Source organism: Streptomyces sp. NPDC059866, assembly GCF_042731325.1.
In the GTDB taxonomy this organism is placed as follows: Bacteria; Actinomycetota; Actinomycetes; order Streptomycetales; family Streptomycetaceae; genus Streptomyces; species Streptomyces flavusporus.
This window is the reverse complement of sequence record NZ_JBHWJT010000023.1, coordinates 110043-122947: the sequence shown is the minus strand read 5'-3', so window position 1 is coordinate 122947 and position 12905 is coordinate 110043. Positions and strand designations below refer to the sequence as shown.

General features: G+C 72.0%; 13 protein-coding genes and 1 pseudogene. 8 read left to right on the top strand and 6 right to left on the bottom strand.

The window, feature by feature from the left end:
* The first annotated feature begins 6 nt into the window (after positions 1-6).
* Both ACFV7R_RS31805 and ACFV7R_RS31800 read left to right on the top strand, forming a co-directional pair.
* On the top strand, positions 7-918 hold the full coding sequence (locus ACFV7R_RS31805) for an SGNH/GDSL hydrolase family protein (RefSeq protein ID WP_385269612.1): 912 nt from the start codon (positions 7-9) through the stop codon (positions 916-918).
* 69 nt (positions 919-987) lie between these two features.
* Positions 988-1863, top strand: coding sequence for an aminoglycoside phosphotransferase family protein (locus ACFV7R_RS31800; RefSeq protein WP_385269610.1), 876 nt, complete (start codon positions 988-990; stop codon positions 1861-1863).
* 48 nt (positions 1864-1911) lie between these two features.
* On the opposite strand, the gene ACFV7R_RS31795 is transcribed toward ACFV7R_RS31800, so the two are convergent.
* Positions 1912-2394, bottom strand: a complete 483-nt coding sequence (locus tag ACFV7R_RS31795) for a VOC family protein (protein ID WP_385269608.1) — start codon at positions 2392-2394, stop codon at positions 1912-1914.
* 396 nt (positions 2395-2790) lie between these two features.
* Complete coding sequence (locus ACFV7R_RS31790; protein WP_385269606.1) at positions 2791-4008, bottom strand: erythromycin esterase family protein; 1218 nt, start codon at positions 4006-4008, stop codon at positions 2791-2793.
* Positions 4009-4066: 58 nt separating this feature from the next.
* Between ACFV7R_RS31790 and ACFV7R_RS31785 the strand changes: the two genes are divergently transcribed.
* The 3 genes from ACFV7R_RS31785 to ACFV7R_RS31775 all read left to right on the top strand — a co-directional run bounded on the left by ACFV7R_RS31785 (position 4067) and on the right by ACFV7R_RS31775 (position 6253).
* Entirely contained in the window at positions 4067-4816 is a 750-nt protein-coding gene (locus ACFV7R_RS31785; RefSeq protein WP_385269604.1) for a TioE family transcriptional regulator, read from the top strand.
* A 194-nt stretch (positions 4817-5010) separates the two neighbouring features.
* Positions 5011-5649: an ATP-dependent Clp protease proteolytic subunit gene (locus ACFV7R_RS31780; RefSeq protein ID WP_129797750.1), complete on the top strand. Its 639-nt coding sequence runs from the start codon at positions 5011-5013 to the stop codon at positions 5647-5649.
* Between the two features lies 1 nt (position 5650).
* A complete protein-coding gene (locus ACFV7R_RS31775) occupies positions 5651-6253 on the top strand; it encodes a ClpP family protease (protein WP_385269602.1) in 603 nt (200 codons plus the stop codon).
* A 15-nt stretch (positions 6254-6268) separates the two neighbouring features.
* Here the strand turns inward: ACFV7R_RS31775 and ACFV7R_RS31770 are convergent, their stop codons facing one another.
* The gene (locus tag ACFV7R_RS31770) at positions 6269-6748 is read right to left on the bottom strand and encodes a helix-turn-helix domain-containing protein (protein WP_385269600.1); all 480 of its coding nucleotides are present in this window, start codon (positions 6746-6748) and stop codon (positions 6269-6271) included.
* A 145-nt stretch (positions 6749-6893) separates the two neighbouring features.
* Here ACFV7R_RS31770 and ACFV7R_RS31765 point away from each other — a divergent pair.
* Positions 6894-7672 (top strand): annotated as a pseudogene (locus tag ACFV7R_RS31765) (class I SAM-dependent methyltransferase).
* Positions 7673-7748: 76 nt separating this feature from the next.
* Positions 7749-8567 carry an RNA polymerase sigma factor SigF gene (locus ACFV7R_RS31760; RefSeq protein ID WP_129797746.1) on the top strand — a complete coding sequence of 273 codons (819 nt, stop codon included), beginning with the start codon at positions 7749-7751 and terminating at the stop codon, positions 8565-8567.
* A 34-nt stretch (positions 8568-8601) separates the two neighbouring features.
* Here the strand turns inward: ACFV7R_RS31760 and ACFV7R_RS31755 are convergent, their stop codons facing one another.
* Together ACFV7R_RS31755 and ACFV7R_RS31750 are read right to left on the bottom strand one after the other, a co-directional pair.
* On the bottom strand, positions 8602-9054 hold the full coding sequence (locus ACFV7R_RS31755; protein WP_385269598.1) for an ATP-binding protein: 453 nt from the start codon (positions 9052-9054) through the stop codon (positions 8602-8604).
* 94 nt (positions 9055-9148) lie between these two features.
* Positions 9149-10351, bottom strand: coding sequence for a DUF6777 domain-containing protein (locus ACFV7R_RS31750; protein ID WP_385269597.1), 1203 nt, complete (start codon positions 10349-10351; stop codon positions 9149-9151).
* A gap of 172 nt (positions 10352-10523) precedes the next feature.
* Between ACFV7R_RS31750 and ACFV7R_RS31745 the strand changes: the two genes are divergently transcribed.
* Positions 10524-11786 carry a streptophobe family protein gene (locus ACFV7R_RS31745; RefSeq protein ID WP_385269595.1) on the top strand — a complete coding sequence of 421 codons (1263 nt, stop codon included), beginning with the start codon at positions 10524-10526 and terminating at the stop codon, positions 11784-11786.
* A 147-nt stretch (positions 11787-11933) separates the two neighbouring features.
* Here the strand turns inward: ACFV7R_RS31745 and ACFV7R_RS31740 are convergent, their stop codons facing one another.
* Entirely contained in the window at positions 11934-12905 is a 972-nt protein-coding gene (locus ACFV7R_RS31740) for a serine/threonine-protein kinase (protein ID WP_385269593.1), read from the bottom strand.

Sequence of the window (12905 nt, the reverse complement as noted above, 5' to 3'; positions counted from 1 at the left end):
GGCCGTATGCACAGGCGGTGGGTGGCCGGTCTGCTGATGGTCGGCGTGACGCTCCTCGGCGCCTGCGGGGATCCGGCGTCCGGGCCGGACGGCGCACCGCCGGCGCCCTCCGTACCCGGTGCCTCGCCCACCACGCACCAGGGGGCCGCCGCCTCCCCCACCGCGCCCCGGAAGGCGCCCACGGTGCTGTATCTCGGGGACTCGCTGGCGATGGAGAACCAGAAGGTCCTCGGCCGGGAACTGCGCCGGGACCTGGGAGCGCGATACACCAGCGCCCCGTACTCGGGCACCACCCTGTGCGACTACCTCGAGGGCACGGGCGAGCGGTCCCTCGTGCCGGACGCCGACAAGGCCGCCGCCCTGGTGCGCTCGGTGCGGCCGGACTTCGTGGTGCTGCAGTTCTGGGGAAACGCCTGGGGCTACACACCGTGCATGGACGGGATCACCTACGACGCCTCCCGCGCCCGGTACTTCGAGCGGTACGCCGCCGACGCGCGCCGGCTCACCGAGCAGATCACCGCGGCCGGCGGTACCCGGCGCCCGCGGATCGTCTGGGTGCTGCAGGGCCCGGACCCGATCACCCCCGACCGGGTCCGGCGCGTGAACGCCCTCTACGAGGAACGGGCCGCGGCCTCCGCCGACCTGGTCGCCGACGCGGGGCGGGCGGTGAGCCCCGCATCGGCCCGCCACACCTGGACCCAGTACCTGCCGTGCACCGCGTACGAGCGCGCCCACCCCGACTACTGCACCCAGCCGGGCAGTGACCGTACCGCCCTCCACCGCGACGACGACTACCTGCACTTCTGTCTGGCGCCCACGACGTCCACTCCGAAACCGTGCCCGGTGCGCTCGCCCGGCATCCTGCGCATCGCACGGGAGATCGCGCGGGTGGTGGACGAAGGGATCCGCTCCGGCTGACCCGGCGTCAAAACCGTTCGACAAAGGCGGGGCCGGGCCGCTGGGATGGACCTCATGTGTGCCGTCAAGATGCATACGGACGAGGTCGAGGTCGACGCCTCACTGGTCCGCCGACTGATCGCCGGTCAGTTCCCGCAGTGGGCTCGGCTGCCCGTGCGCCGGCTGCAGTCGTCGGGCACCGAGAACGCGATGTTCCGGCTCGGCGCCGATCTGGTGGTGCGGCTGCCGCGGCATCCCCGTGCCGTCGAGGGAGTGGAGCACGAGATGCGGTGGCTCCCCCGGCTGGGGCCGCTGCTGCCCCTCGACACGCCCGAGCCGGTGGGGCAGGGCGAGCCTGGTGCGGGGTTTGCGTGGCCCTGGTCGGTGTACCGGTGGCTGGAGGGGCGCAATCCGGCCGTCGAAGCGCTCCAGGAGCCGGAGTTGCTCGCCAAGGACCTGGCCGAGTTCGTCGGTGCACTGCGCCGGATCGACCCCGTGGACGGGCCGCCCGCCTCGCGGGGCGTCCCGCTCGCCACCCGGGACGCGCCGACCCGGTCGGCCATCGAGCAGCTGGCGGGAAGGACGGACACGGCCGCGCTGACGGCGCTGTGGGAGGAGGACCTGCGGGTCCCGGCGCGGTCGGGGCCGCCCGTCTGGGTGCACGGCGACCTGTCGCCGGGGAACGTCCTGGTCACCGGGGGACGGCTGACCGCCGTGATCGACTTCGGCACGGTGGGCGTGGGAGATCCCGCAGTCGATCTGATCGCGGCCTGGAATCTCCTGCCCGCCTCGGCCCGCCCCGTCTTCCGTGACGCTCTGGGTGTCGACGACTCCGAGTGGGCGCGCGGGCGTGGCTGGGCGTTGTCGATCTCGCTGATCCAGCTGCCGTACTACTGGGAGACCAATCCTCCGCTGGCGGCGAACTCCCGGCATGTGATCAAGGAGATCCTGGCCGAGGCCGGGTAGGGCGTCCGGCCGCCGGGTCCGTGGCGGCCGGTCACCGCGAGGTGTGCCCTACTTGCCCGCGTACGCCTTCTCCAGGGCGGCGATGTCGAGCTTGTGCATCGACAGCATCGCCTGGGTCGCACGTGCCGCCTTCGCCGGGTCCGGATCGCTCATCATGTCGTCGAGGCTGTCCGGGACGACCTGCCAGGACACCCCGTACTTGTCCTTGAGCCAGCCGCAGGGGCCGGGCTCGCCGCCGTTCTCGGTGAGCTTGGTCCAGTAGTAGTCGATCTCCTCCTGGTTCTCGCAGAAGATCATGAAGGAGATCGCCTCGGTGAACTTGAACTCGGGGCCGCCGTTGAGCGCCAGGAACTTGTGACCGTTGGCCGTGAATTCCACGGTCAGCACGGTGCCGGCGGGGCGAGGGGCACCCTCGGGGTAGCGGGCGACCTTGCCGACGCTGGAGTTCTTGAAGATCGAGACGTAGTAGTGGGCGGCTTCCTCGGCCTGGTCGTCGAACCAGAGACACGTGGTGAATCCGTCGGTGGCCATGAGTACCTCCTGGGGGCGCGGAACGCGGTCACCTGTATCGACCGGTCCTCGCCCTGGAACTCATCGGCCGGCCGCTGATCGATCCAGGTGGCCCCTGCACCGCCCCGGCACAGCATCGCGGCCATGACATCCTCGCCCGCCGACGGCATCCGAGGCGCCCGACAGGCCGGACTGCTGATGGTGGCGCTAGGTGTGTTGTCCCGGGACGTTGGTGACGGGGGCTTGCGTGGGTGAGCGGGTTCTGGTGCGTCCAGCTGCAAGGCGGAGGAGGGCGTCGACGCGATGGGGGTCCCCCTGCTCGAGCGAAGCCGAGAGTGGGGGAGTCGGCAACCGACGACAACGCCGCAGATGGGCGTGCCAGAACCCGCGTCTGCGGCATGATCCGCCGGACAGGCCCTAGCTCTGCGGGACGTCCTTGACGAACACGATGCCGTCGCTGTCCGCCAGGTGGGCCGGGTCGAGCGGGGAGTAGCCGAACCAAGGGGATACGCGGGGCGCGGGCCGTGTGTCGCCGAGGGTGGTGGCCAGCTGGGACGCGTCGATGAGGTAGCGGTCCTCCGGGAGCGCGTACAGGAGTCCTTCGAGGGAGTCCGGGGGCGGGGTGTCCACTCCCTGGTGCCGGATCGTGCCGAGGGCGGTGGCCACGAAGGCGTACCCCTCGCCGAGCTGGGCGCTCACCAGCGCGCCGGCGCTCCACCACTCCGCCGGCCCCTCCCACATCTGCATCGTGCTCTTCTCCCGCTGGAGATGGGAGTTGTGGGCGTGGACGAGTGCCGGGCCCCGAGCGGCAACGGCGAGGAGGTTGTGGGCCATCATCAAGTCCCGCAGCGCGCACAGCCGGGTCATGCGGGCCGGTGAGGGGTCGGCCATCCAGTAGTGGTAGCGCAGCAGGCCGGTGGCGGTGCGCCCGTACAGGCGCGCCCGGTCGAAGTCGTCCCGCGAGGTCGCCGTGATCAGGTGGGGCGTCTGCGCGTCGAGCAGCGCCACCAGATCGTCGGTGAGCAGCCGCAGCTGACCGGCCTCGGCCGACTGCCCCACGGACTGGACCGGGTCCATCATCGCGGCGGGATTGGTCCACCGGTCGTCGGTGCCGAGCAGGCGGTCGAGTGTTTCCGCGGTGCAGGGGAGCAGGTCCGCGTCCACCCGGGCCGTGAGGTAGCCGTGGAGTGCGGTGAGGGCCTGCCGGGGGCTCGCGGCGTGGGTGATTTCCAGCGGGCCGTCGAAACCGGTGAAGCGGAGCCGATCGGACGCGGGCCGGCCGTCGTTGTCGGCGCGGACGTTGTAGGCGCGCATCCAGCGCACGAGCTCGCGGTTGGCCGCGGAGGTGCCCCAGCCGTGGCTGATTCCCTGCTCCATGACTTCGTCGAGGGTGCCCTTGCCCGAGGTGACGTAGTCGTCCACGACCAGGCCCCTCATGCAGTCGCTCTCGATCGCGATCGTCCGGTAGCCCTCCTGCTCGACGAGCTGCCGGAAGAGCTCGTTGCGCACCTCGAGCAGAGTGTCCTCGCGGTGGGTGGGCTCGCCCAGCGCGAGCAGCCGGGGGCGGGCCGGGAGCAGTCTCATGACAGCGGCAGCCTCGACGGCATGGGCGATGCCCTTGATGTCAGTAGCCATGCCATCAACGGTATCGTTGAACCTTCGGTTGAAACTTCTCCGCGATATCGGCAGGCTCATGGGACGAAACCTTCAAAACGGTGAGCGACTCAGGCCGGTTGATCTGGCGCGCGGGCACGGTCTGTCCACGCAGGCGATCAGGAACTACGAGGAGGCCGGCATCCTTCCGGCCGCCGGTCGCACACCCCACGGCTACCGCACCTATACCTCGCTGCACGCGGGGGCCCTGCGCGCGTTTCTGGCCCTGGTGCCCGGCCACGGCCACCGGACGGCGACGTCGATCATGCGGGCCGTGAACCAGGGCGCGGCCGAGGACGCGTTCCGCCTCATCGACGAGAGCCACGCCCAGCTCCTCGACGACCGGCGGACCCTCCAGGCCGTGGAGAGCGCCCTGCGCGACCTGGAGCCCACCACGGCGCCCGAGCCCGGGGCGGGGTCCGAGCCGGCTGCGGTGTCCGGGCCCGGCGGCACGTTCATCGGGCCGCTGGCAGGCAAGCTCGGAATCCGGCCGGCGACGCTGCGCAAATGGGAGCGCGCCGGGCTGGTGCGCCCGCGCCGCGACCCGCGGACCGGGTACCGCGTCTACGACGAGGCCGACGTACGGGACGCCCGGCTGGCCCACCAGCTCAGGCGGGGCGGCTACCTGCTGGAGCAGATCGCCCCGCTGATCACCCAGGTGCGGGCGGCCGGCGGGCTGGAGCCGCTTCAGGCCGCACTGTGCGACTGGCGCGGCCGGCTGTCCGCCCGCGGGCGGGCGATGCTGACCGGGGCTGCCGAGCTGGAGGCGTACCTCCGCGAACGCGGATGAGACTTCGGTCGCCGGCCGAAGGGCTTGGCGCTCGATCTGACATGGATGCTTCTCAGCCTCCGGCGGCGGCTGACCGCTCTGCCCGTGGCGAATCTGCCGCGGGCAGAGAAAACCCCTGCGGTGCCTGTTCCCGGCCCAGAGTGGGGATCGCGGCGATGCCGGCCGCCTCACGACAACGACGACAAGGAGCGCCGATGTCTCCACTCACCGCCCTGCCGCCCCGGGCCGAGGAGGGCGACACCCCGCCCACCCGGTTCGACGACCATCTGGCCGCCCAGCTGCTCGGGCAGCGGATCGTCCTGCTCGGCACCCAGGTCGACGAGGTCTCCGCGAACCGGGTCTGCGCGCAGTTGCTGATCCTGTCGGCGGAGGACCCGCGCACCGACATCAGCCTGTTCATCAACAGCCCGGGCGGCTCGGTGCACGCGGGGCTCGCCATCTACGACACGATGCGGCTGATCCCCAACGACGTCGCCACGCTCGCGATGGGGTTCGCGGCCAGCATGGGGCAGTTCCTGCTCAGCGTGGGAACGCCCGGCAAGCGGTACGCGCTGCCCCACGCGCGGATCATGATGCACCAGCCGTCCGCGGGCATCGGCGGCACCACCGCCGACATCGAGATCCAGGCGGACAACCTGGCGTTCACCAAGCGGACGATCGAGCAGATCACCGCGGAGCACACCGGCCAGAGCCCGGAGACCATCTCCCGGGACGGCGACCGCGACCGCTGGTTCACGGCCGAGGAGGCCAGGGACTACGGCATGGTGGACCGGGTCGTGGAGTCGTTCACCGACGTCCGCCCGGCGGCCACCCGGCGACGGATGGGGCTGTGACATGGGGACTTACACGATTCCGAACGTCGTCGAGCGCACCCCGCAGGGCGAGCGGTCGTACGACGTGTTCAGCCGGCTGCTGTCGGAGCGGATCATCTTTCTCGGCACCGAGATCGACGACGGCGTCGCCAATGTCGTCATCGCGCAACTCCTCCATCTGGAGTCGGCGGCGCCGGAGAACGAGATCGCGATCTACATCAACTCCCCCGGCGGCTCGTTCACCTCGCTCATGGCGATCTACGACACGATGACGTTCGTGCAGGCGCCGATCTCGACGTTCTGCGTCGGCCAGGCGGCCTCCACGGCAGCCGTGCTGCTGGCCGGCGGGGATCCTGGCCGGCGGTTCGTGCTGGAGCACGCGCGCGTGCTGCTCGGTCAGCCGGCCAGCGGCGGCAGCCGGGGCATGATCTCCGATCTCGCCCTCCAGGCCCAGGAGATGGTCCGCATCCGCTCGCAGGTCGAGGAGGTGCTGGCCCGGCACACGCACCACGACATCGCGACACTGCGCGCGGACATGGACCGCGACAAGGTGTTCACCGCGCAGGAGGCCGTGGCGTACGGCTTGGCCGACGAGGTGGTGAGCCGGCGCCTCGTGAGGGTCTGAGGCGCCGGCGCGTCCTCACGCTGCCAGGCAGAATCCGTCGTACGGCGAACCGGCCCTGCCGCGACTGCGGTCGGCGTGTCGCGTGAGCTCGCTCTGCGCCAGTGACAGCAGGTCACCGAGGCCCAGGCCGAGGGCGTGGGCGGCGGCCGCGAGGACCTCCGAGGAGGCCTCCTTGCGGCCGCGCTCCACCTCCGACAGGTACGGCATGGAGATCCGCGCCGCGTCGGCCACGTCCTTGAGCGTGCGTTCCTGCGCGAGACGCTCACGGCGCAGCACGTCACCGACGAGGTTCCGCCAGAGCGGTTCCTTGGGAGCGGGGGCAGAGCGAAGCGGCTCGTGCGGAGTGGGTGCCTGCCGAAGCGGCTCGTGCGGAGCCGGTCCGGGCCGGGGCGGCGAACCGGCGGGGCGTTCGGACGCTGGGCGGGCCGTCCCGGGGCGCGCGGCGGGCGGGCGCAGCGGAATGACGCGGGCTTCGTTCGGCGCTTGGTTGCTCACCTCTTCAGCCTAGGAGCACCCGCCGCCACGGGAAGTCCCCGGCGTTCCGCCCTCGGTGGAATCGGACGAAACACCCCGCCCGGTGTCTGCCCGGGAGAGACTGGCCGAGGATCCGAGGGGATCCGAGGGGAAGGGATGCGGTGCCGTGCTGCGGGACACGTTCAACGAGGCCGCGGAGCTGTACGACAGGGCACGGCCGCGGTATCCCGACGCCCTGGTCGAGGACTTGGCCCGGGTGACAGGCCTGGGACCGGCCGACCGGGTCCTGGAAGTAGGGCCCGGAACCGGCCAACTCACCGTCTCCCTCGCCGCGTTCGGCTGCCGGATCACGGCCGTGGAGCTGGGGCCCGCCCTGGCGGCCGTGGCCCGGCGTCGGCTGCGGGGGTTTCCGCTGGTGGACGTGGAGGTGGCGGAGTTCGAACGCTGGGAGCCACCGCAGGAGCCGTACGACGTGATGGTGAGCGCGACCGCGTTCCACTGGATCGACCCCGTCGTCCGCATGCAGAAGGCGGCGGACGTCCTGGCCCCGGAGGATGTCTCGCCCTCGTCACCACCCACCATGTGGCCGGCGGCAGCGCGGACTTCTTCGCCCGGGCCCAGCGCTGCTACGAGCGCTGGGATCCGTCCACCCCACCCGGCCTGCGGCTGCTCGACGAGACCGAAACCGCCTCGGACACGGATGAGTTGACCCGGTCCGCGCGCTTCGAGCACATCACCGTGACACGTCACGCCCAGGAGATCACGTACTCCGCCGACCAGTACATCGATGTGCTGCTCACCTACTCGGGCCACCGCGCACTCGACGACCGCGCTCGGCACGGCCTGCTCGGGTGCATCCGGGAGTTGATCGACACGTATCACGGCGGCAGCGTCACCAAGCGATACCTCCACGAGCTCATCTCCGCGACCCGTTCCGGCAATTGACGGCGCATGACCCGCCACGCCCCGGGTACCCGCCCGAAGAGGCAGCCGTCGCACCGGAACTTTCGTGGGAGAGGCAATGGACACCGCCGTGATCGTGGACCCCAGGACCGTGGCTCCGCGCGACGCGCGCGAGTTGTCCCGCCAGTTCTTCGAGCGGATGGCGGCTCTCGAGGAGGGCACGCACGCTTACCAGTACGCGCGCAACACGCTGATCGAGATGAACATCTCGCTGGTGCGGTTCGCCGCCGGGCGGTTCCGCAACCGCGGCGACGACATGGAGGACATCGTCCAGACCGGGATGATCGGCCTGATCAAGGCCATCGACCGGTTCGACCCGGCCCGCGAGGTCGAGTTCACGTCGTTCGCGCTGCCGTACATCATGGGCGAGATCAAGCGGTTCTTCCGCGACACGACATGGGCGGTGCACGTCCCACGTCGCCTGCAGGAGCTGCGGGTGGAACTGGCCAAGGCGCGTGAGGAGCTCTCCAGCCGTCTGGACCGCGAACCGACGGTGGCGGAGCTCGCCACGCTGATGGACATCTCCGAGGACGAGGTGGTGGAGGGTCAGCTCGCCGCCAACGGCTACAACTCCGCGTCGCTGGACGCCGCGCTCACCGGCGACGGACCCGAGCACGGCGAGGCCGTGCTCGCCGACTACATCGGCGTCGAGGAGCACGGGCTGCGGCTGGTCGAGGACTTCCAGTCGCTCGCCCCGCTCATGGCCGAGCTGGACGAACGCGACCGGCAGATCCTGCACCTGAGGTTTGTGGAGGAGGCCACCCAGGCCGAGATCGGCGAGCGGCTCGGCTGCTCGCAGATGCATGTCTCCCGGCTGCTCAAGCGGATCATCGTACGGCTGCGGCGGGGCATGCTCGGAGAGCTCGACTGCGCCTGACTCCGGCGTCACGACACAGCGTCCGGGGGCTCGCTCAGCCGCTCAGCTCGACGACGGCGCTCACCCGCTTGCCGACCGGCACCCGTTCGACGGTCACCTTCGTCGCCAGCGCATGGACTATCTCCAGACCGTGCCTGCCGACCCGTGCGGGATCGCGGGGAAACCGCAGGGGCAGTGCGGCGCTGCTGTCGCAGACGCACACCGTCATGGAGCTGTCCGTGCCCTCCAGCTCCAGGATGTACGGACCGTTGCTGTGCCGGTCCGCGTTCGTCACGAGCTCGCTGACGACGAGGAGCACCGACTGTTCGGCGCGGGAGCCGATCTCGGCGCACCACTCGGTCCTGAGCTGCTCGAGGAAGAGTGCGGCGAGGGAGCGTGCCTCGGCGATGCATCCCGGCTCGCCGGTGTAGTGCGCCGCCCGCCGCAGCGGTTCCACGGGCACGTCGAAACCAGTCGGTACGACGGCCCCGTCCCGGTACTCGATCATGCGTGTGTCTCTCTCCGAAGCCGGCCGTGCCGGACGTTGCTGCACCAGTCCTCGTACCCCGAGCCGGGCGCCGCAGTCCATAGTGCAGGACGCGTCACACTGCCGGAGCGGGAGCGGGCGCCTCGGGAACACGGTCCGTGAACGACGACCGGGCGGTCGGCCCGGATGCGAGCGGGGGCTGCGGCGGCGAGGGCGCAGGGGACTCGGGGGTCTCAGGGGACCCAGGGGGCTCAGGGGATTCCGGCGGTTCGGGGGACCTCGGGGACTGAGGGCTCTCCGGCTGCGGGGCCGGCGGCTCCGGCGTGGGCGTCCGGGGCCTCGGGGACGGCGAGGGCGGAGAGTCCGGGGCCGGTGACGCCGGTGTGGACGGGGTGGGCGAGGGTGTGGGCCGGCTCGCCGGCGGCTCGGTCCTCCTGTCCTTCTCACCCGTGTCGCCGGGCCGGCGGGCGATCCACTCGCCGCGGTCGGGGTCGTAGAGGACGAAGACGTCGACGGCCTTCGGCGCGGGGGCGACCGTGACGACGTTCGAGGAGCGATACGACGGCCAGGCCTCGCCGGTCGGTTTCGGCGTGGTCCGCTGGGCGACCGGCGGGGTCAGCGGGTTTCCGCAGGCGCACCGCACGCGGGGCACCCCGCGGTCGTCGACGAGGACCGCCGTACCCGCCTGCAGGACGGCCTGGTAGCTGGTGGCGGCACCGGCGCGGTAGCCGTGGTTGGTGACGCGGGTGTCCATACGGAGCTGTACGGGGGTGAGCGAGCGCAGATGGGCCGGGACCTGGGACGGGGCGACGCCGGCCACCGAGGCGAAGGCCCTGTTCTTGGCCTCGTCCGCCTGGAGGAACCTGATCTGTTTCTCCACGTCGCAGGTGGCGACGTTGCGGGTGCCGCCGTAGAGCCCGGGGGCGCCGCCGGCCACGCCCCGTACGGCGTTCGGCTGCGCCGATCCGGTCGCCGGACTCGGCGTGGCCGGCGGGGCGGAGCTGTCCGTCGCGGTGGACTCGGTGAAAGGGTCGGGTCCCGTGCTGCCCGCGGGCTGGAGGAAGACCTCGCCCTGCGAGCCGGTGCCCCCGCCGTCGGGACGGGTCAGGACGACGGCGACGACCACGGCGGCCACCACGACGGCGGCGAGCACGGCGATCCGGGGTGCAGAACGCCACCATGGCGGGCGTGGCCCGGGGGACTCGGCTCCCCCACCGGGCGGCTGGGAGGGCGGTCCCGGGGGCGGCTCGGGCGGTCCCGACAGCGGGCCGGAGGGTGGGCCGGCGGGACGGCCGGACGACGGCGGTTCGACGCTCACGAGCTCCGCTCCCGTTGTGGAGTGCCTGCGGCCCTCAAACTCAATTTCGCCGCTTTTCTCAGCTTTCTTCCGTGTTCCGATCATTGTGTGCTTCGGTCGGGTACGGCCCGCAAGCCGACGCGGACGGACCTCCCGGCGCGCGCCCGGTGCCGGGGCTGCTTAGCGTGACAAGGTGAGCCCGCGCATCCCCTCCGAGCAGGCCGCCGCCCGCCACGGCTGGGTGCAGGCCGTCGCCGTCGTGCTGGCGGGAATGATCGCCATGGGGATCACCGCCACGCTGGGCCTGTGGGCGGCGGGGGCCGGCGACCTCCCGGACGGTGCGTTCCCGCGGGTGGCTGCCGCGACCGTCGTCACGGCGGTGGGCGGCGCCGTCGAGCTGTCGGGCGACCTCGGGGGCCTCGCCGAGACCGAGGCGGGGCTGACCGTGATTCCGCTGTCGGTGACGCTCGCCGGGGCCCTGGTGGTCGCCGTGGGATTCCTGCGACCGCTGCGGCACCGGGCGGTGGCCGGTGCCGGGGAGCTGGGCGGGTGGGCCGCCAGAATCGCCGTCCTGTGGCTGCTCGCGCTGCTCGGACTGGCCCTCGGGGCCCGGCAGACGTTCACCGTCACCCTCGGCGAGGACGCGATCAGCGACATCACCGATCTGTTCGGCATCTCGCCCGAGGTGGGCTTCACCACGGACGTGCCGGTGACGCTGGTCTTCGGGCTGCTGTGGCTGGCCGGCGTGCTGGTGCTGGCACTGCTGGTGGCGCCCGGAGCTCCGCTGCCGGGCAGGCTGCTGCGGTTCCGGGAGTCGGTGCGCCCGGCCGCGTACGCCATGGTCGCCCTTCTCCTCACGTACGTCGTGCTCGGCGTCGTCATCGGCCTGGTCGTCGCGGCGACGCGCGGGCACCCGGCCGAGACGTTCGCCGTGATCCTGCTGGGTCTGCCGAACCTGGTGTGGCTCGCGTTCACGATCGGCCTGGGCGCCACCTGGGACGGCCGCGTGGAGGGGCCGTTCGAGCTGCCGATGCCGCATGTCCTCGACGAGGTGCTGCGCTCATCGGACGTCGCCGTGCTCAATGTGGGCACGCTCGCCGAGCACGACGGCCGGGTGTGGTGGCTGGTGGTGGCCGCCGCGGTGCTGGTGCCGGCGGCCGCGTTCGTGATGGCGGCGCGTTCTCCGGCCCGGCTGCGGGCCTGGCGGCACGCCGTGCACATGGCGGTCGCGCTGGCCCTCACGGTGCTGATGATCTGTCTGGTCGGCCGGATCTCCGCGTCGTACGGCCTGTCCGTGCTCGGCATCGGCGACCTGGGCGGCTTTCTCGCGGGAGAACTGTTTCTGCGGCCCCGGATCTGGACGGCGGTGGGCCTGGCCGTGCTGTGGGGTCTGGTGGCCGGCTTCCTGGGCGCGCTGCCGGCCGCAAGGGTGCGGCGGCGGGGTGCGGCCGCCTGAGCGCTCCGCTGGAAGTGCCGCGATGTGCCGTCGGTCGTCTGCGGCACCGTCGTGGCTGGTCGCGCCCGCGCGGCGGAGCCGCATATCGGCACAGCCCCGCGCCCCCTCAGGGCGCTGCCCGACCCGGCGGCGGCCTACGAACCGGCCCTAAGGACGGCGGCCGACGACGGGCTCGGCCCAGTGCGGTGGCGGCTTCGGGGGGACCCTCAGGTCGGCCTCGGTCGGCGGGTGGGCGCCGTTCCTGACACCGGCCAGGGCGGTGCGCAGGTCCGTGACGAAGGCCAGGCAGGAGTCGTACCGTTCGTCGGGGACCTTGGCCAGGGCGCGGCCGAGGACCGGGTCGACAGGTCCGGCGAGTTCGGGGCGGGCCTCGGTCAGGGGCGGTGGCGGGTCGTACTGGTGGGCCCACAGCAGCGCCATGTCGTCGTCACGGCGGAACGGCGGGTGGCCGGCCAGGCACTCGTAGACCACGCAGGCGAGGCCGTAGACGTCGCACCGGCCGTCCACGGGGCGGCCCGCGATCTGCTCGGGGGCGACGTAATCGAGGGTGCCGACGAACTGTCCCACCGTGGTGAAGCCGGTCAGGGACAGCGACTTCTTCGTCAGACCGAAGTCGGTGAGGTAGACGTGCTCGGGATGGTCGCTGTCGGTGCCGCGGGCCACCAGGATGTTGCCGGGTTTGACGTCCCGGTGGACCAGCCCGTGCTCGTGGGCGGCGTCCAGCGCGGAGGCGACCTGCGCCGCGATGCGGACGGCGGTCGCGGGCGGCAACGGGCCCTGCCGGTCGAGCAGATGGCGCAGGTCGCTGCCGGCGACGTAGCGCATGGCGATGTACAGGACGCCGTCCGTCTCACCCGCCTCGAAGACCGGCACGATGTGCGGATGGTCGATCGCGGCGGCCGCCCGGGACTCATGGCTGAAGCGCCGCCGGAAGGTGTCGTTGCGGGCGAGTTCGGGAGCGAGCAGCTTGAGCGCGACGGTGCGGTCCAGGCGCAGGTCGCGGGCGCGGTAGACGACGGCCATGCCGCCGCGGCCGAGTTCGTGCTCGATCCGGTAGCCGGCGACCTGCCGCCCGATCAGTTCGGAGGGCCGCCCGGAGAACAGGCCGGTGTCGCCCAC